Source organism: Prevotella sp. MA2016 (genome assembly GCF_000619825.1).
Lineage (GTDB): Bacteria > Bacteroidota > Bacteroidia > Bacteroidales > Bacteroidaceae > Prevotella.
Genome location: NZ_JHUW01000006.1, coordinates 551,001 through 569,233, shown reverse-complemented (window position 1 = coordinate 569,233; position 18,233 = coordinate 551,001). Strand labels below are relative to the sequence as shown.

The 18,233-nt window shown below is 46.6% G+C and carries 17 protein-coding genes; 2 read left to right on the top strand and 15 right to left on the bottom strand.

All coding sequences use genetic code 11. From position 1 onward, the window contains the following. Window positions 1-6 precede the first annotated feature (6 nt). The 6 genes from T360_RS0102125 to T360_RS0102100 form a co-directional block, all read right to left on the bottom strand. Window positions 7-1,020 (bottom strand): M28 family peptidase, encoded by a 1,014-nt coding sequence (locus T360_RS0102125; protein WP_051523289.1) that lies wholly within the window; start codon window positions 1,018-1,020, stop codon window positions 7-9. Next, on the bottom strand, window positions 999-2,714 hold the full coding sequence (locus T360_RS0102120; RefSeq protein ID WP_028911328.1) for a membrane dipeptidase: 1,716 nt from the start codon (window positions 2,712-2,714) through the stop codon (window positions 999-1,001). The genes T360_RS0102125 and T360_RS0102120 overlap by 22 nt, the downstream gene beginning before the upstream one ends. Continuing rightward, on the bottom strand, window positions 2,711-3,190 hold the full coding sequence (locus T360_RS0102115) for an Lrp/AsnC family transcriptional regulator (protein WP_028911327.1): 480 nt from the start codon (window positions 3,188-3,190) through the stop codon (window positions 2,711-2,713). Before T360_RS0102115 ends, T360_RS0102120 begins: the two co-directional genes overlap by 4 nt. Window positions 3,191-3,314: 124 nt before the next feature. Beyond that, a complete protein-coding gene (locus T360_RS14415; RefSeq protein WP_036928483.1) occupies window positions 3,315-4,277 on the bottom strand; it encodes an FKBP-type peptidyl-prolyl cis-trans isomerase in 963 nt (320 codons plus the stop codon). A 3-nt stretch (window positions 4,278-4,280) separates the two neighbouring features. Then, on the bottom strand, window positions 4,281-5,159 hold the full coding sequence (locus T360_RS0102105) for an FKBP-type peptidyl-prolyl cis-trans isomerase N-terminal domain-containing protein (RefSeq protein WP_028911326.1): 879 nt from the start codon (window positions 5,157-5,159) through the stop codon (window positions 4,281-4,283). A gap of 16 nt (window positions 5,160-5,175) precedes the next feature. Next, a complete protein-coding gene (locus T360_RS0102100; protein WP_028911325.1) occupies window positions 5,176-5,781 on the bottom strand; it encodes an FKBP-type peptidyl-prolyl cis-trans isomerase in 606 nt (201 codons plus the stop codon). A 179-nt stretch (window positions 5,782-5,960) separates the two neighbouring features. On the opposite strand from T360_RS0102100, the gene T360_RS0102095 reads away from it, so the two are divergent. Then, window positions 5,961-6,653 (top strand): Sir2 family NAD-dependent protein deacetylase, encoded by a 693-nt coding sequence (locus tag T360_RS0102095; protein ID WP_028911324.1) that lies wholly within the window; start codon window positions 5,961-5,963, stop codon window positions 6,651-6,653. Window positions 6,654-6,770: 117 nt separating this feature from the next. On the opposite strand, the gene ispG is transcribed toward T360_RS0102095, so the two are convergent. The 5 genes from ispG to T360_RS0102070 are packed head-to-tail and all read right to left on the bottom strand — an operon-like array spanning window position 6,771 to window position 11,462. After that, window positions 6,771-8,153, bottom strand: coding sequence for a (E)-4-hydroxy-3-methylbut-2-enyl-diphosphate synthase (gene ispG / locus T360_RS0102090; RefSeq protein WP_028911323.1), 1,383 nt, complete (start codon window positions 8,151-8,153; stop codon window positions 6,771-6,773). 26 nt (window positions 8,154-8,179) lie between these two features. Beyond that, entirely contained in the window at window positions 8,180-8,686 is a 507-nt protein-coding gene (gene purE, locus T360_RS0102085; RefSeq protein WP_028911322.1) for a 5-(carboxyamino)imidazole ribonucleotide mutase, read from the bottom strand. A 3-nt stretch (window positions 8,687-8,689) separates the two neighbouring features. Next, window positions 8,690-9,310 (bottom strand): phosphatase PAP2 family protein, encoded by a 621-nt coding sequence (locus T360_RS0102080; protein ID WP_036928474.1) that lies wholly within the window; start codon window positions 9,308-9,310, stop codon window positions 8,690-8,692. Continuing rightward, window positions 9,307-10,818 (bottom strand): RNA polymerase factor sigma-54, encoded by a 1,512-nt coding sequence (gene rpoN, locus T360_RS0102075; protein ID WP_028911320.1) that lies wholly within the window; start codon window positions 10,816-10,818, stop codon window positions 9,307-9,309. Before rpoN ends, T360_RS0102080 begins: the two co-directional genes overlap by 4 nt. Continuing rightward, a complete protein-coding gene (locus T360_RS0102070; RefSeq protein WP_028911319.1) occupies window positions 10,815-11,462 on the bottom strand; it encodes a hypothetical protein in 648 nt (215 codons plus the stop codon). The genes rpoN and T360_RS0102070 overlap by 4 nt, the downstream gene beginning before the upstream one ends. Window positions 11,463-11,530: 68 nt before the next feature. Here T360_RS0102070 and T360_RS0102065 point away from each other — a divergent pair, with 68 nt between their 5' ends. Next, entirely contained in the window at window positions 11,531-12,817 is a 1,287-nt protein-coding gene (locus T360_RS0102065; RefSeq protein ID WP_028911318.1) for a histidine-type phosphatase, read from the top strand. Between the two features lie 3 nt (window positions 12,818-12,820). On the opposite strand, the gene nrdG is transcribed toward T360_RS0102065, so the two are convergent. From nrdG to T360_RS0102045, 4 genes are all read right to left on the bottom strand, one after another. Continuing rightward, window positions 12,821-13,318, bottom strand: coding sequence for an anaerobic ribonucleoside-triphosphate reductase activating protein (gene nrdG, locus T360_RS0102060; protein ID WP_028911317.1), 498 nt, complete (start codon window positions 13,316-13,318; stop codon window positions 12,821-12,823). A gap of 31 nt (window positions 13,319-13,349) precedes the next feature. Then, window positions 13,350-15,593: an anaerobic ribonucleoside triphosphate reductase gene (locus T360_RS0102055; protein WP_028911316.1), complete on the bottom strand. Its 2,244-nt coding sequence runs from the start codon at window positions 15,591-15,593 to the stop codon at window positions 13,350-13,352. Between the two features lie 22 nt (window positions 15,594-15,615). Next, window positions 15,616-16,041 (bottom strand): SufE family protein, encoded by a 426-nt coding sequence (locus T360_RS0102050; RefSeq protein WP_028911315.1) that lies wholly within the window; start codon window positions 16,039-16,041, stop codon window positions 15,616-15,618. A 438-nt stretch (window positions 16,042-16,479) separates the two neighbouring features. Further along, entirely contained in the window at window positions 16,480-18,135 is a 1,656-nt protein-coding gene (locus T360_RS0102045) for a BACON domain-containing protein (RefSeq protein ID WP_028911314.1), read from the bottom strand. Window positions 18,136-18,233: the final 98 nt, after the last annotated feature.

Genomic DNA, 18,233 nt, shown 5'->3' with positions numbered 1-18,233 from the left:
GCAAGGTTACTTTTCAGAGAAAAGCACTTGGATAAGCGTCTGCCCTACAGCCTGTAGGGTATTCTTATCGATATGGTCCATATCGTCGTTGATGGTATGCCAAGTAGGTCCGAAGCTACTCTGCTCGCAATTCGGATAATACGGAATAATATCGATAGTAGGGATCTTCGCTTTGGTGTTTACAGCGATATGATCATCGGTTACACCTGTGCCAAGCTGTGAGGGGAAGAAACTACCATAGCCCACCACCTGAGCAGCACGCCACACCTTATCAACAATACTGCTGGCATACTGAACAGACATGGCCTCCTTATAGAACTGAGCTCCCTGCCCGCCTACCATATCAAGCAGAATACCAAAGCGCGCCTTGTAGCCCTTCTGATGCAGATTGGCCGACCAATACTGTGCACCAAGCGCCCACGAATCGCCATCATAATTGTCATCACTCCACTGTGGCACACCCCAGTCTTCAGCATCGAAACAGATAAAATCAACACCAAGATTCAAGGTATCGCCAGCAAGCAGTCTTGCTACCTCTAGCATAACAGCCACACCAGAAGCACCATCATTAGCTGCCAGCACAGGCGTTTTCCAATTAGCCTCATCGGGGTCATTATCGGCCCAAGGACGACTATCCCAATGGGCGCACAGCAAAACGCGCTCCTTCAAATCGGGGCGATAGCTGGCAATGATATTGGTACTGTTAAGCGCGGTGCCATCATAGCCTTTCAGCACAGCTTTCTGGGCCATCACCTCCATACCATAACTCTTGAACTTAGATATAATCCACTTCTCACATTCGTCGTGTGCCTTACTGTTCATGGTTCTTGGACCAAAATCACACTGAGCCTGACAGTACTGGAAAGCACTATCAGCACAAAATGCAGGACCAACAGGCTGCAAGGTTGCAGTGTCGTCAGATGTCTGCTTACGAAGATTTCCACAACTCACCACAAAAAGCACAAGTGTTAGAAGTGCAAAGATATTCTTGTTCATCATTATTTTCTTACCTTTTGGCATTCGGCCATCACGCGCAAGAAGTTGCCACCCCAAATCTTCTGGATGTCCTGCTCGCTGAAACGGCGCGCCAGCAATCTACGTGTAAAATTAATCAACTCCGACGAATCGGCTAAGCCTCTCACGCCGCCATCACCATCAAAATCTGTTCCCAAGCCTACATGGTCGATACCCATCACATCGATGGCATGCTCCAAGTGAGCTATCACATCGTTGATGGTAGCCTCGCCATCCTTCTTCAGAAAGCCATGATAGATGGTGGTTTGCGCCACACCACCCTTCTTGGCAAGGGCACGCATCTGCTCGTCGGTCAGATTGCGTGGATGATCACAAAGTGCACGCGCTGAAGAGTGACTGCATACAATAGGCATGCTACTTATCTCCAATGCCTGGTAGAAGCTTTCCTCGCCAGCATGACTCATATCCACCAGTACACCCAGACGATTCATCTCCTTGATGACCTGCTCACCAAACGAGCTCACACCATGATGCGTGTGCTGCGTCTTAGATGCTGAGTCGCAAATATCATTATCGCCATTATGGCAAAGCGTCATATACACAATGCCGCGGTCCACAAAATGCTGCAGATTTTCGAGTTTTCCATCTATAGCAATACCATTCTCGATACCCAGCATGATGCTCTTCAGACCCAGATGCTTATTCATCCAAAGATCCTGCGGTGTGCTGGCAATACGAATATGATCACTATTCTGACTAACAATCACCTCTATCTGGTCGAAAATACTATCAGCAAAAGCCGTAGGATTCTCAGTAGGCTGAGGCAGATAGGCCACCATGATGGTTGCATCCTGGTGACCTTCAGTCATCTTATGCAAGTCAACCAGAATCTTAGGGTCACGATGATTGAAATGGATACCTTGAGGGAAAAACATAGGGGTATCACAATGAGTATCGAGTGTAAGTACACGCTCATGCGTTTTGCGAGCGGCATGGAAACTCTTGGCTTCAGCAACAAGCCACTGGAACAGAGGCAAACCCTCTGCCATGCACTCAGGATGCCACTGTACACCCAATATCGACTTAAACTCGCTACTCTCCATCGCTTCGATGATACCATCTGGCGACAGAGCGACTACTCTGAACTTTTCGCCAGGTTCAACCACTGCTTGATGATGGAACGAATTCACCATTATTTTCGCAGACTGGCAAATCCCGAATAAGACAGAGTCTTCGTTAATATTCACGCTATGCGTAGGCTCAGAGCGATCAGCATCTTGCGAATGCTTAATGGTTGCCACATCACCAATATCCTGTTTGACCTTACCTCCCAAAGCGGTAGCCAATGTCTGAATACCACGACAGATACCCAACATAGGTATCTGACGATTGTAAGCTAATCGGGCTATCAACAATTCCGGCAGATCACGTGTCTGATTGATACCATGCAGTTGGGGTGAAGGCTCTTCACCAGCCCATAGAGGGTTGATATCAGCGCCACCACTCAGAATAAGGGCATCGATATGCTCCAGAGTATTGATAATAACATGCTTGTCAGCTACAGGCGGAATGACAACCGGCACACCACCTGCCTCGACTACAGACTGATAATATCCCTGACCTAACTTACAAGTCAGGTCCTCGTAATTACCAGTAATGCCGATAACAGGTCTGTTTTCTGCCTCAGGAAAATGAGCATACACATCGTTCAGATGCGACTGAAGGTCAAATCTGCTCATAGCTTCTTCTCATCTTCGTCAAGTACGATAGGAATCTCACGCTTCAGACTCTGTTCCAATGAGATCAGCGTCTCAGTGGCCACAACACCTGGAATACCCTGCAATTTTCCATTCAGCAGGTCCATCAGTTGCTCATTATCTTTAGCATAGAGCTTAACCATCATCGTATAAGGACCTGTGGTAAAGTGACACTCTACCACCTCGGGGATGTGCTGTAAGCGCTCAACTACTTCTTTGTACATCGAACCTCTCTCAAGGTTGATACCTACATAGGTACAGGTAGAATAGCCTAGGCTTTTAGGATTCACATCAAAACCACTACCGGTTATCACATCAGCATCAATCAAATGCTGAACACGCTGATGAATAGCAGCACGGGACACATTACACTCTGCGGCTACATCCTTAAAAGGAATGCGCGCATTCTTAGAAAGAATACTAAGAATCTTCTTGTCCAAAAAGTCAATTTTTTCCATTTTAACTCCCTCTTGGTTACATTTTGTTAGCAAAAGTAAGCAAATTAATCGAATAATGCAACTTTTTTGAAGAAAAAATGAAAAAAGTGTGCCACTTTCGTGACACACTTACTTATTTCTCAGCTTATTTCTTAGCTTTTTTCTTTGTTTTCGTATTCTTAGCAGCTTCAGGTTTATCACCTACAATTCCTACCAATTCAATATCGAAAATCAATGCACTGTAAGGCTTGATCTGACCAGCTTCGCGCTTGCCGTAAGCCAATTCAAAGGGGATATAAACCTGCCACTTCGAACCTACTGGCATCATGGTAAGTGCCTCGGTCCAACCTTTGATAACGTCAGTAGGACGGAACTCGGTTGGCTCGTCGCCATGATTCTTCGAGGCGTCAAACACTGTACCATCAATCAGTCGACCTTCATAATGCACCTGTACCTTATCGCTAGTGGTTGGCACAGCACCATTGCCCTGGGTCAGCACCTTGTACTGCAGTCCGCTGGGCAGTGTGATCACACCATCCTTCTTAGCATTCTCTGCCAGAAAATTTCTTCCAGCTTCACGATTGGCACCATAAAGACGCTCTTCCTTTTCAGCCTGATTGGCCTGAAGCTTGGCTCTGAAATACATCTCTGCATCATTCACCTTATAGAAAGTTGTGTCCTGCATCAAAGCATCAACAAAACCCTTATAGAAAGTGTTATCAATCACAGAGTCTGCACTTCCTTCCAGTTCCTTCTTAAGACCAGGCAACATACGCTCGCGCAGCTGCTGAGCGATGGTTGTACCCATCAGATAAGCTTTCACCTTAGGATCATCGGTATTCTGTGTTACCGTCTCCTGGAAGCCACGCACAAAATCAGCCATATAGGCAGTATCAACTTTCTGTTCGAGCAGATAGTTGATTAGACCCATGGTGCTACCCATACCAGCAGTATAGCTAAGAGAATCTGAACTAGACAACAACTGGAAAGGTGCCACTACAGGCTGCTCCTTCTCTATCTTTACCACCTTCTTTTTCTTGGCGGCATCTACTGTAGATAAAGAAGCACCCGCCACGAGGGCGAGTGCAAGTATCAATGATTTTTTCATTTTTTACTTCTTAGGATTAACCTCAATCAGCTCAATCTTGAAAATCAGGGCTGAGAAAGGATCGATGTTACGCTGAGCACGCTCGCCATAAGCCAGGTTCTGAGGAATGTAAACCTCCCAAACTGAACCAGCAGGCATGTGTGTAAGAGCCTCGGTCCACCCCTTGATAACCTGGTTGGCACGGAATGTAGTAGGCTCACCACGCTTGTATGAGCTATCAAAGATTGTATCGTTGATAAGACGACCCTCGTAGTGCACCTTTACAAGTGATGTATCGGCAGGAATGGCACCAGTACCCTCCTTGATAACCTTATACTGAACACCGCTAGGCAGAGTCTTCACACCATCTTTCTTAGCGTTGGCTGCGAGGAACTTCTCACCAGCTTCCTTGTTAGGACCGTAAGTCTTTGAAAGTTCCTTTGCCTTGATCTCCTGAATCAGGCGCTGAGCAACCTCCTGAGCTGAGTCGGGAGACATCAGACCATTTTTGCCAGTAGTACCACTGATGAAACCAGCCATAAAGTTCTTCAGCGAGATAGTCTTTGTAGAGTCATCGCCAAACACTTCGTGGTTGATACCCTTAATCATACGGTTTGCAATCTGCTGACCAATCTGAATACCTGCATAGTAGGCAGCCTTCTTCTTGTTGTCACCAGCGTTAGCACCTTCCTGCAAACCCTTGATGAACTCAGCCATGTAGGCTGTATCAACATCAAGACTACCAACGAGATACTCCTTCAAACCCTGAGTCTGTGCCATACCAATGGCGTAGCTCATGGTATCAACGTCTGATTTCAGACTTGCTTTAGGAGTAGAGTTGCCACATGCTGTAAAACCAGCAGCAGCGATAGCCAAAGCGGCTACAATTGAAATCTTTTTCATTGCTTTCTTTAATATTTTAAACTACTTGTATTAACTCAACATCAAAGATGAGCGCTGCGAATGGAGGAATAGATGCACCAGCACCACCCTCGCCATAAGCCAGACGATAAGGGATGAAGAAACGATACTTAGCACCCTCCTGCATGAGCTGCAGGCCCTCTGTCCAACCAGCAATCACCTGCTGAAGTGGAAATGTAGCTGGCTCGCCACGCTGATAAGAGCTGTCAAATACGGTACCGTCGATAAGTGTACCCTCATAGTGGCACTGAACAGTATCCTTAGCCGATGGCTTCTTACCATTACCCTCCTTCAGTACCTGATACTGCAGACCGCTAGGAAGTGTTACGATACCATCCTTCTTACTATTCTCAGCGAGGAACTTCTCGCCAGCCTCCTTATGTACCTTTCCCTTCTCGGCACGCTCAGCCTGGAGCTTCTGCTCCTGCTTCTGGAAATAGTCCTGTACGATTGTCTGTGCCTCACGATGTGAAACCTTCAGCTCGTTGCCCTTCAGCACATCGTTGATGGCCTGTGCAAAATCCTCGGCACTGATGTTGTCAGCACCCATCTGAGCCAACTGCTGACCGATGCCCAGACCTAAAGCATAACTTAATTTATCCATTGTCTATTTATTAATAATGTATAACCTTCTAAAAAATCGAATGCAAAGATATATAAAATATGGAACACAGAGGTACAGAGTTACATAGATTTTCATTTTTTTAATATAATTCTTTGCATCACTGTTGCTCGTGTTTTAAAAAAACACTATATTTGCAGCAGCTTAAATAAAAATTGCTTATGAAAAAGATTGTTGTCTTAACTGGTGCAGGCATGTCGGTGGAGAGTGGACTGAAGACTTTCCGCGATGCCGATGGTTTATGGGAGAATTACCCTGTTCAGAAAGTTGCCACCCACGAAGGGTGGTTGGCCGACCCTACACTTGTTACCAATTTTTACAATATGCTCCGTAAGAAGTGCTGGGGAGTAAAGCCTAACGATGGTCATCGTCTGGTGGCAGAACTGGAAAAGGATTATGATGTGACAGTTGTCACTCAGAATGTAGATAATCTTCACGAAATGGCTGGTTCATCCAAAGTTATTCACCTGCATGGTGAACTGATGAAGGTATGCTCAAGCCGCGATGTTGACGACCCGCGCTACCAGATTCAGCTCACCCCCGAAAACTGCGAGATAGAGCCTGGCACAAAGGCTGGAGACGGTTCGTTACTGCGTCCTTTTATCGTGTTCTTTGGCGAAGCAGTTCCTAACATCACCATTGCTGCTGAGGAAGTACAAGAGGCCGACATTCTGATTGTCATCGGCACCTCTCTAGTGGTCTACCCGGCAGCCGGTCTGCTGCATTATGCCCGTCCGGATGCCCCCATCTATCTGATCGACCCCAATCCTATCAATGCCGGCAGTCGTGTCACACAAATCCAGAAAGGCGCCAGCGAAGGCATGAAGGAACTCATGGAAATCTTAAACAAATAATTTTTATTAGGCACAGATTTACACGGCTCTTTTTATAAAGAAACACGGCTTTAGTTCACAATACCAAAGCCGTGTCTTTTAATTTATTAAAACCGTGTAAATCCGTGCTTAAAGGAACTACTCTCCACGATCCTTGCGGATGAATTCAATAAGACGCTCTACAGCTTCTTCTTCAGGGATATTCTTTTCAATACACTCCTTAGCCTTATAGAGCGAAATTTTTCCTCTACCGGCGCCAACGTATCCATAGTCGGCATCAGCCATCTCACCAGGACCATTAACGATGCATCCCATGATACCAATCTTCAAGCCCACCATATCCTTGGTGGCAGCCTTAATCTTGGCGATGGTTTCCTGCAGGTTATAAAGTGTACGTCCGCAGCCAGGACATGAGATATACTCGGTCTTGGTGAATTTGATGCGGGCTGCCTGCAGAATCGCATCGGCCAGAGAAACTAAACTATCAGAGTTGACATAACTAGCAGGACTGGTAATAACCAACTTCGTTGCTTTTCTATCGATCAGCAAAGCACCTACAGCCATGGCAGCTTTCAACTGGAGAGTTTCCCAGTCAGGAGCATCTACATCAAGCGTAATAGTATCGTCTTTAATGCTAGCCTCGGCCTGTTCGCGCAAAGCAGAGCACTCTGGTATCATATCCACCAATTTACGAGCTACAGGGATTTCGCATTCAGGTTCCTCAGAGAGCGACACGCGAATGGTATCACCAATACCCTCTGTCAACAAGGCGCCAATGCCAACCGCACTCTTGATACGACCGTCTTCACCCTCACCAGCCTCAGTCACACCAAGATGCAAGGGGTAGTGCATATCTTCCTGTTCCATGGTCTGCACCAACAGGCGCATGGTGGTCACCATCACAACAGTATTCGAAGCTTTGATACTGATAACTACATCATTGAAGTTCTCACGCTTAAAAATGCGCAGAAACTCCATACAGCTCTCCACGATACCAGCGGGTGTATCGCCATAGCGACTCATGATACGATCGGACAGCGAACCGTGGTTCACACCGATGCGTACAGCCGTGTGGTGCTCCTTACAGATATTGAGGAAAGGCACCAGCTGTTTCTCTATCTTCTGCAACTCGGCAGCATACTCCTCATCGGTATATTCAAGATGCTTGAACGTACGACCAGGGTCAACATAGTTGCCGGGATTGATGCGTACTTTCTCACAATACAGAGCTGCCACATCAGCCGTATGGGCAGTAAAATGCACATCGGCCACCAATGGTGTGTTATAGCCATCGGCCTTAAGCTGAGCCGAGATATTCTTCATATTCTCAGCCTCGCGAGTACCTTGAGTGGTAAAGCGAACCAACTCGCCACCTGCATCAATAATACGCTTGGCCTGAGCCACACAACCCTCAGTATTATTTGTATCAACCGTACCCATCGACTGGATACGAATGGGGTTTTGCCCGCCAATGCCGATACTTCCGACACGGGCCTCGGACGATTGTCTTCTTTTGTACATTAAACTCTAATCTTTGAACTTTTACATTAGTTTGTTTTGAACTGGTACTTAATTGCAGCCAGTTCTTCGTTAGCTTTTTCAATCTTAATACGCAGATTGCCTTTATAGACGGCTAAGCGTTGTGCCAGGTCCTGATCGGCCAGGGCCATCATCTCTACAGCCAGGATGGCAGCATTCTGAGCACCATTCACACCAACTGTTGCCACGGGGATGCCTGGAGGCATCTGGATAATAGACAACATTGCATCCAGACCATCAAGCATACCTTTGATGGGGACACCAATAACGGGCAATGTGGTTGAAGCTGCTATAACACCTGGCAGTGCAGCTGCCATACCTGCACCTGCAATAATAACCTTGATGCCACGCTCCTTAGCGGTACGTGCAAACTCCTCAACTGCATCGGGAGTGCGATGAGCCGAAAGAGCGTTAACCTCGAAAGGTACCTGCATCTCTTCGAGCAATTTGAAAGCTTTCTCCATAACGGGCAGATCGCTTGTGCTGCCCATGATAATACTTACTAATGGTTTCATATTTTACAAATAAATTAATCCTAATACTGAACATACAAGTCCTACCAAGAAACCAGCCACGACTTGAGCTAATGAATGCTGACGCAAGATCATCCTGCTAGTGCCCAGCAAACCTGCCAAAACAAATACCAGGCAGAGCCACCAGATAGGATTGAATGCAAACAGTTCGCCAAACACGAACAACGCGCCAGCCACGCCACCGATAGCTGATGTATGCGTAGAGATCTTCCACCACACATTGATGAGCGCACACACAATCTGAATGGCCAAAGCCGTAGAGACGATGGTACCCATGAAGTGTGGGATATGAAGTGCATCCATGATATACACACAGAAGAAGTAGCAGAGGATAGAGATGACATAAGGCACCATACGACGCTCCTTATGTCCCAGCTCTATCAAGTTCCAACCATTGTACTTACGATAGAGATGTATGAGTACCGTTGGCAGTAGGATAGTAAAGAAATAAACAAGTGCCAATACTTGCAGTTTGTACCCCAATGGCATCAGACTCAGGTAACTCAAGAAGAAGAGCGACAATAGTCCCACCATGGGCAGGTAGAACGGGGTGAACACCATGCTCACCACCCTTGCCGTCAATATGATATTCTTTTCTCTGCTCATTTTCTTAATCTTGCTATAGGAATTCCCAGTTGTTCGCGGTACTTGGCTACAGTGCGTCGAGCGATAGGAAATCCCTCCTCAGCCAAACGGTCTTTCAGTTGGTCGTCGCTCAGCGGCTTACGTTTGTCTTCAGCCTCAACCAAGTCACGCAAGGCGGCCTTAATCTGTCGGGTACTAAGTTCCTCACCACTCTCAGTCACGTAACCATCGCTGAAAAAATGGCGCAGGGGGAAGGTTCCCCAACGGGTTTGGGCATATTTCGAGTTGCTAACACGAGAGATGGTAGAAATATCGAGTCCGGCCATTTCTGCCACATCTTTCAGAATCATAGGACGCAACGAGGCTTCATCGCCATCCAGGAAGAACTGTCGTTGCAACTGGATAATGGCACGCATAGTGACGCTGAGTGTATGACGGCGCACCTTGATGGCCTCGATGAATCCCTGGGCAGCATCCACTTTCTTCTTGATATACAGCAGTGCTTCTTTGGTCTGCTTACTCAGATTGTCCTTGTTTTGCTGATATTCCTTCATCGAATCGACAAACGACTGCGACACTTTCAGTTCGGGCACTTCTCCATTGTTCAGCGTAAAAGTGATAGTACCATCGTCTTGAGTATCTACGATAAAGTCTGGCGTTATCTGTTGCATACTGCGCCCCACAGTCTCACCCAGCGAAGCTCCTGGACGCGGATTCAACTTGCGCAGTTCGCGAAACAGCGCCTCGGCCTGTGTGTCATTCAACTGCAGGTCGGCTTGTATCTTATCCCAGTGTTTTCGTGTAAAAGCCTCAAAATAATGCTCAATCACGCGTTCCATCAGGTCGCGCAGTTTGGAAGGTTCCTTGCGTTCTATCTGCAATAACAGGCACTCCTGAAGCGAGCGACCGCCAATACCAGCAGGGTCGAAAGCCTGAAGTCTAATAAGCACGTGCTCTATCTCCTGCACGCTAACATCGATATTATGATAGATAGCCAACTCGTCGCTCACGATGGAGAGGTCCTTACGCAGTAGTCCGTCATCATCAAGCGAGCCTATCAGATAATCCATGATATCACGCTCTTTATCCGTAAGCTCCATCTCACCCACCTGCTCTTTCAGTTGGTCGTAGAAAGATGTTGCCTCACCATACACAATCTCCTCACGCTCCTCATTATACGAACTGCCACTCTGATACACTGGCAGATCTTCGTCATCACGCCCGATACCGCTCAGCGCCTCGTCTAGAGCACTTTGTCGCTCCTCACGCTCATTGGCAGTCTCGAAATCGTCGACACCTTCGGGAGCATCAGCTCCATAGTCCGGCTCATCGACACCAATATTATCATCGTCATAGGTCGATTCCGACTCCAGCGCGGGATTATCGTTCATTTCAGTGTTGATACGGTCAACCAACTGCGTCACTGGTAGTTCAATCAGCGACGATTGCAACAACTGCTGCTGAGAGAAAGTCTGCCCCAGCTTTTGTTGTTGTAGTTGTTCCTGTATCTGTATATTATCGTTTTTCACTTAAAATACTCTTTTAATTGGTCGGCATACGACTCCAAATCCTGCGGCTCAGCATTGCCAAATCTGCGCCAAACCTTCTGACAAGCCTGCGCTAGGGCCCCATCTGCCACATCTTTCCTGTTCAAATAAGGATCGCAGTGCTGAAATGCTTCCATCGCCTCTACCACCTCTTGTGGCTGCAGTTTCATCATCTTAGCAAGTTCCTGTACCTCAGGCGTCTCAGCTACCATCGTAATGGGAGTCAGACGGAAGTACACGTCGAGTATCAGCACCAGCATCATAGGTGTAAGCGTAGTGTCATCAGCGATGGGCTTAAAATCTTTCTCAAAACTCTCTATCGTCTCCACGCCCTCATAAAACTCCAAGGCATTATTAAATCCCCACATCTCACGCAATAGGTTGACAGCCCGTTTCAACTTACGCGGATTCTGTCCATACACCTCCCAGATGTGTTCGATGCGTGGTGTTTCAAGGTTGGCTATCTGACATAACTTGTTAAAAATCTGCTGGGGTTCGATGTGCAACTCCATACTCAAATCGATGAGCGGCTTGCTGTACATCGGCTTGACGCCAGTGGGTTTTTGTAGGTATAACTGCAAGAGCAGTAGCCAGTATTCATCCTGCCATTTTGAGTTTTTTGCCATATTATGTGCTATTTTTTTGCAAAAATAGTGATTTTTTTGTATATTTGCCCCGAAAAAAGGAAAAATCTATGCGAAAAGTGATATTATTTGCCCTTTTGGCACTGTCGGCAGTCTCAGTCTTCGCTCAAAACGTACGCGAACAGTTGAAACGGGATTTCCTGAAAGCAGGAAGCAACTACTATGCTTACCAGGGACCCACACGCGAACTCACCCCAGCTCCGTCAGGCTACCATCCATTCTACATCAGCACCTATGCCCGTCATGGCTCCCGCTATCTCATCAAAGCTGAGGAGTACGATAAGCCTTATCAGGTATTGCTCAAAGCCAGCGAAGCAGGCAAACTCACGGAATTAGGCGAAAAAGCATTGCGGTTGTTGGGATATTTGCACGAGGACGCCAAGGGCCGTTATGGCGACCTGACACCCTTGGGTGCTGCCCAGCACCGCCAGATAGCTCAGCGCATGTACGATCGTTTCCCAGAGGTATTTCAAGGACATTCTGTGGTAGAGGCCAAGAGTACTGTAGTGATACGCTGCATACTGTCGATGCAGAACGAGTTGCTGCAATTAGCAAAAAATAATCATCACCTGGTGTTCAATGCCGATGCCTCGCAGCACGATATGTATTACATGAATCTGCAAGACTCTGCACTCTACCGTCAGCGCTACTCCAAGAAGACGCAGGAAGTGTATAATGAGTTCTGTAGTCATTATGCCATCGACAAGCCTGCCATGAGCAAGCTATTCAACGACACTGCCTACTTCAATCACGAGATAGATGCCTTTGAACTCAATAAGTCGATTTTTAAGATAGCATCTAGTGTACAGGGAACAGAGATGCGCGATCTCTTTAATCTCTTCGACATCTACAGCCCAGACGAGCTTTATAACAATTGGCTACAGGCCAATGCTTTCTGGTACCTCAGTTTTGGCTGCAACCCTCATAATGGTGGGCATCAGCCTTTCACTCAACGTAAATTGCTGCGACGCATCATCGCCGATGCCGACAGTTGTCTCACCTTGCCTCACCCTGGTGCCACCCTGCGATTTGGTCACGAAACCATCATCCTTCCACTGGCCTGCTTGCTCGACCTGAACGGCTATGGACGCGAAATCCATGACCTGGAACAGCTCGACTTGGAAGGTTGGATAAACTTCGAAGTGTTCCCAATGGCAGCCAATATACAATTTGTATTCTATCGCAGAAACATGCACGACCATAACATCCTCTTCAAAGTGCTGCTCAACGAGAATGAGGCCATGCTGCCTCTGCCTACGCACATGGCACCTTACTATCACTGGAATGACTTCCGTGACTACTACCTCAAAAAGCTGGATTCTTATAAGGAAGAATAAGACTTACACACTGATATCAGGCGTCCAAAGCACCACTCTACCCTCATAGAGTGAAGCTGGCACGTCGATAAGTCGCTGGTTCGATGAGCCTCGGAACAGCAGGTCGGGGTTTTTCAGACGCTCCACAAAGGGGCCGTCAACCAACACGTCAATTTGTCGTAACAATTCACGCTGATCATCCTGTATCAGGCTTTCGAATGTAAAGCCTGTAAAACACCAGATATCTTTATTTGTTTGCTCATGAATAGCATGTGCTAACTCTGCAAAGCCAGCAGCTTGATACATCGGGTCTCCCCCAGAGAAAGTCACGTTGGCAAATGGGTCGGCTGTAATAATCTTCATGAGCTGCTGCGTAGTCATCTCGCGCCCACCGTCAAAAGCCCACGACTGCGGGTTATGACAGCCAGGACACTGATGACCACACCCAGCACAATAGATGGACGTCCGGAAGCCCGGGCCGTCCACCATCGTATCTTCTATGATATCGAGAACTCGAATCACTTCAACTTCAATTCTTCAATTGTTGAACTTTTCAATCCTCAAAAAGTGCCTGATCCTGAGCTGCGTGATCAATATGGGTCACGCGGTCGTTCAGTTCAGCTAGCTTACCACTATTCCAACGATCTGTGGTACCAACCAGATAGCCTGTAATACGCTGCAGTTTATCGATGTTGGTAGAGCCACACTTAGGACACTTCTCCAGGTGGTCATCAGCATTCTCATAACCACATTCCATACAGCGGTTGCGGTTATGATTTACGCTGCCATAACCCATATCCAACTGGTCCATCATGTCAACAACACTCATAATCACCTGTGGATTGTGTGTTGCATCGCCATCGATTTCCACATAGAAGATATGTCCGCCACGTGTCAGATTGTGATAAGGTGCCTCAACCTCAGCCTTATGGCGTGCGCTGCACTTGAAATATACGGGCACATGGTTAGAGTTAGTATAGTAGTCACGATCGGTTACACCAGGAATCACGCCAAACTCCTTTCGATCCTTCTTTGTAAACTTACCACTCAGGCCCTCGGCAGGTGTAGCTAATATGCTATAATTATGGTGATAGCGGTCGCAGAACTCATTAGCACGGTCACGCATGTAGGTCACAATTCTGACACCCAGTTCCTGACTCTTCTCGCTCTCACCGTGGTGTTTACCCGTCAGAGCTACTAATGCCTCGGCCAGTCCGATAAATCCAATACCAAGTGTTCCTTGATTGATTACACTTTCAATGCTATCCATTGGTTTCAGCTTATCGGCTCCAACCCACAAGCACTGCATCAGCAGGGGGAACTGCTTGGCAAAAGCGGTTTTCTGGAATTGGAAACGGTCATCCAGCTGCTTAGCAGTAATCTCCAGCATCTGATCGAGTTTGGCAAAGAACATGTCGATACGCTTCTGCTCATCCTGTTCCTCACGGCACTCCAAGGCCAGTTTGACGATATTGATAGTTGAGAACGAAAGGTTTCCACGTCCAATACTGGTCTTAGGTCCGAAACGGTTCTCAAACACACGTGTACGACAGCCCATCGTAGCTACCTCATGCATATAGCGCTTGGGATCGTCGGCACGCCACTCACTTGCCTGATTGAAGCTGGCATCCAGATTCAGGAAGTTAGGGAAGAAACGGCGGGCCGTCACTTTACAAGCCAGTTGATAGAGGTCGAAGTTACGATCCTCTGGCAGGTAGTTCACACCACGTTTCTTTTTCCATATCTGAATTGGGAAGATAGCCGTCTCTCCGTTACCTACGCCTTCATAGGTAGAAAGCAATATCTCGCGCATCACACAACGTCCCTCGGCACTGGTATCGGTACCATAGTTAATGCTCGAGAACACCACCTGGTTACCTCCACGCGAGTGAATGGTATTCATATTATGAATGAAAGCCTCCATGGCCTGGTGCACACGGCTCACTGTCTTGTTCATAGCATGCTGGCGTGCACGATCCTTACCTTCCAACCCATCGAGCGGTGCCTTCAGATAGTCCATCAAAGGTTCGTCATACAGTTCCTTAAGGCTCTCGCCATACAGGTCTTCGAGCGCTTTCAGTTCTTCGATATAACTCATGCGCACATAAGGTGCCAGATAGAAATCGAAGGCTGGTATAGCCTGTCCACCATGCATCTCATTCTGAGCGCACTCCATTGAAATGCAGGCCAGCACGCTGGCAGTCTCGATGCGCTTTGCAGCACGCGAAGCGCCGTGTCCGGCTGTAAATCCGTTTTGCAGGATATTATCCAATGGGTGCTGCACACAAGTGAGACTCTTGGTTGGATAGTAATCCTTATCATGGATATGCAGATAGTTATGTTCTACTGCGTTACGACTCTCCTCGCTCAACAGATAATCATCTACGAAAGGTTTTGTCGTTTCGCTAGCAAACTTCATCATCATACCCGCTGGGGTATCAGCGTTCATATTGGCATTTTCGCGCGTCACATCATTGTTCTTGATATTCACGATATCAAGGAACACCTCGCGAGTCTTAGCCTTTCGGGCTATTGAGCGCTGGTTGCGATAGGCAATATATTTCTGAGCCACGTCCTTACGACTTGACTTCATCAATTCCATCTCCACCAGGTCTTGAATTTCCTCTACCGTCATCTGACTCTCGCCGCGCTGCGCGATACGGTCAGTAATCTGGTAAAGCAGTCGCTCATCCTCGCCTTTATCAGTGTGCAACATGGCCTTACGTATGGCGGCCATCACCTTCTGTTCGTTAAATCCAACGATGCGCCCGTCGCGCTTTTTTACAGTCTGTATCATAGTGGGTTATTTAGTTATTTTTTTAAGAGTTACTCTTTCCATTATACGCAAGCGCGTACATTTTTATTTGCTTCACCATCGCCAACAGTCCGTTACTACGGGTTGGTGAGAGATGCTCCTTCAGACCAATCTCCTCGATGAAGTAGAGGTCGGCATCCAGAATCTCCTGTGGTGTATGGTCAGAAAGCACACGTATCAGCAAGGCCACAATACCCTTCACGATGAGTGCATCGCTCTCGGCAGAAAAATGAATTTTGCCATCCACAAGGTCGGCCTGCAACCACACACGACTCTGACAACCGTCTATCAGGTTCTGCTCAGTCTTATACTTATCGTCCAATGACTCCTGCTCATTACCTAAGTCGATGAGCAACTGGTATTTATCCATCCAGTCGTCAAAACCACCGAACTCCTCTATAATTTCGTCTTGTATCTCGTTTATTGTCATAGCTTATATAATTTGCCTGCAAAGTTACTAAAAATCCCCTACCTCACCAAACATATTTCAATTAAAAAAGAGTTAATATTTTGGGGCTATTCTCATTATGTATTGATAAACAACACCTTGCACAATTCCTCTTAGGTTTCACTGCTAAGAAAATATAAATTGAGCGATTGGCTGAAGATAAAAGGCAGTTGGTTGAAGATATTTTTGAGAATGTGCATAAATGCCTACCTTTGCAGCAGAAAATCAGTAGTACCAGAAACACGGATTAGTTTTTTCATACATTTATAGTTTTTGTTAGTATAATGGTTAGTAATTATTAGTTAATTGGTAAAAAGTGAATCAGGGGTGCAGTGATGCACCCCTGATTTGTTATTGTGAAACGCCTTCAAGTTTGAAAAGTTTATCGCTCTGGCGAATTTTTCCGCTCACAGCATAGTGTCATTTGTCATGGTTGAGCGAGAGCAGATACACCCCATCTAATGAGGTAATCAAAACCTGATTGGTTGTAGCCAGATGATCGATGGTGCATATATCATCTGACCCCCAAATACATTCTTGATAATACACGCAGTCGGGCTTGTCCATATCAAGCACCAGGAAAAGGCTGCCTATGCCGCCTGCAAAATAGATTATGTTACGCGAAGGGTCGGTATAGTCCCATGCAGCTTTTGCACCGCGAGACTCTGCATTGAACACCTCAGAATAACTGTCATTATCGAGGTTTACCACACACTGGCAATATGGTGCTGTAGAGACAAACAGGCGATTGCGCGAACGGTGGAAAACCATGTTGGTCATATTGCCACCAGCCCAATAGTTTGTGTTTTTAAAATGAGTATCGAGCGTATGCGGCTGGGGGACAGGCTGCTGGCGCGTTATCTGATACAGATCAGAGAACACTGCGCAATATCCGTTAGCGTATATGGATTTCTGATTGCAACCCTGATACACATGTTCTACCCAAAAAGTAGTCCAGTCATAATCTGTTGCAGTTATCTTATTGTCATTGGCGCTATCGATATAGCGCCACTCCAGCTGCGTTGTTTCCCTGGAACGCAGCATTAATACGCCGAAGCCATCGCTTGTAAACTCCACCTCGTAGGGATAGATGACAGGATACTGCGGATGAGTTTTGGCCGAAGGTTCTATAGTATAAGTAGCAGTGATGCTGCCTTTTTTGGGGTTGACAGTGCAGAAGCTATTGGCAAATCCCTTGTCTTCGAACATGTTATAAGGCATAACATAGAGTAGGCCATTATAGGGATTAATGCTGATTTTTGCTGGTGTAAAGGGCATATCTATCTCATGAAGAACGCTACCGTCTACGAGCGACAACTCTATAAGTTTAGAGGGATGACTAGTGGATAGCCACACGCTCTGCTCGTCTGATGAAACAATAGCACCACGCACTTGGCCTTCTACCTTATAGTGTTTGTCGTAAAAATCAAGTCGGAATGAGGTTGTAGTCTCAGCACCATCGCCGTTGACAACAGTAACAGTACCTTCAGACTCCAAGCCTAGAGTAACAACCGGCATTCCAAAGCGCACAGAGCAATGATCTTCACTATACTCTGGAGTAATATCGCTAAGGTAATAACGAGACGAAGATATAGCCTCGACCGTGATGGGCATATCGAAAGTCAATTCAATGTAAGTTTTCTCTCCAGTCTGTGCATTGCCCACAACAACCCTATTGCTAACTAACCCGGCTTTGCCACGAGGCCTACCTGTCTGACAGACCAGCACCTTGGCCGATTTACCGGTGAATGTATTAGTGATGTATATCTCAGCCTCACGTTGCTTTACCGTAAGATTCTTGGAGCATTTAAACTTCACTGTTTCGTTGCCTCTACCACTCATTTTATTGGCAGAAACCCAACTTGAATCAATCTTTATTGTCCAGTCGGCAGAGCAGACGATGTTGACGGAGAAGGTATCCTCGTGGCAGTCAAAGCGAACAATGCTTTTGTCGAGAATTGGTGGGGTGGTATGCCCAGAAGCCTGACCAGGATTCCAGTCTCCAACACTTTCATCATGACTACATGCCAGCATCAGCAGCATGCACATTACAATCCAAATACATTTGTTATTCATAGGTTGATAATCTTAATATTGGCGGCAAAGGTAAATAATTTATGTGAATCGACCAAACATTCACATAAAAAAATATAAATTGAGCTGTTGACTGAAAA

Coding starts and splice junctions, on each gene's coding strand:
- T360_RS0102125 (WP_051523289.1), bottom strand. CDS start 1,020: ATGCCAAAAGGTAAGAAAATAATGATGAACAAGAATATCTTTGCACTT.
- T360_RS0102120 (WP_028911328.1), bottom strand. CDS start 2,714: ATGAGCAGATTTGACCTTCAGTCGCATCTGAACGATGTGTATGCTCAT.
- T360_RS0102115 (WP_028911327.1), bottom strand. CDS start 3,190: ATGGAAAAAATTGACTTTTTGGACAAGAAGATTCTTAGTATTCTTTCT.
- T360_RS14415 (WP_036928483.1), bottom strand. CDS start 4,277: ATGAAAAAATCATTGATACTTGCACTCGCCCTCGTGGCGGGTGCTTCT.
- T360_RS0102105 (WP_028911326.1), bottom strand. CDS start 5,159: ATGAAAAAGATTTCAATTGTAGCCGCTTTGGCTATCGCTGCTGCTGGT.
- T360_RS0102100 (WP_028911325.1), bottom strand. CDS start 5,781: ATGGATAAATTAAGTTATGCTTTAGGTCTGGGCATCGGTCAGCAGTTG.
- T360_RS0102095 (WP_028911324.1), top strand. CDS start 5,961: ATGAAAAAGATTGTTGTCTTAACTGGTGCAGGCATGTCGGTGGAGAGT.
- ispG (WP_028911323.1), bottom strand. CDS start 8,153: ATGTACAAAAGAAGACAATCGTCCGAGGCCCGTGTCGGAAGTATCGGC.
- purE (WP_028911322.1), bottom strand. CDS start 8,686: ATGAAACCATTAGTAAGTATTATCATGGGCAGCACAAGCGATCTGCCC.
- T360_RS0102080 (WP_036928474.1), bottom strand. CDS start 9,310: ATGAGCAGAGAAAAGAATATCATATTGACGGCAAGGGTGGTGAGCATG.
- T360_RS0102070 (WP_028911319.1), bottom strand. CDS start 11,462: ATGGCAAAAAACTCAAAATGGCAGGATGAATACTGGCTACTGCTCTTG.
- T360_RS0102065 (WP_028911318.1), top strand. CDS start 11,531: ATGCGAAAAGTGATATTATTTGCCCTTTTGGCACTGTCGGCAGTCTCA.
- T360_RS0102055 (WP_028911316.1), bottom strand. CDS start 15,593: ATGATACAGACTGTAAAAAAGCGCGACGGGCGCATCGTTGGATTTAAC.
- T360_RS0102050 (WP_028911315.1), bottom strand. CDS start 16,041: ATGACAATAAACGAGATACAAGACGAAATTATAGAGGAGTTCGGTGGT.
- T360_RS0102045 (WP_028911314.1), bottom strand. CDS start 18,135: ATGAATAACAAATGTATTTGGATTGTAATGTGCATGCTGCTGATGCTG.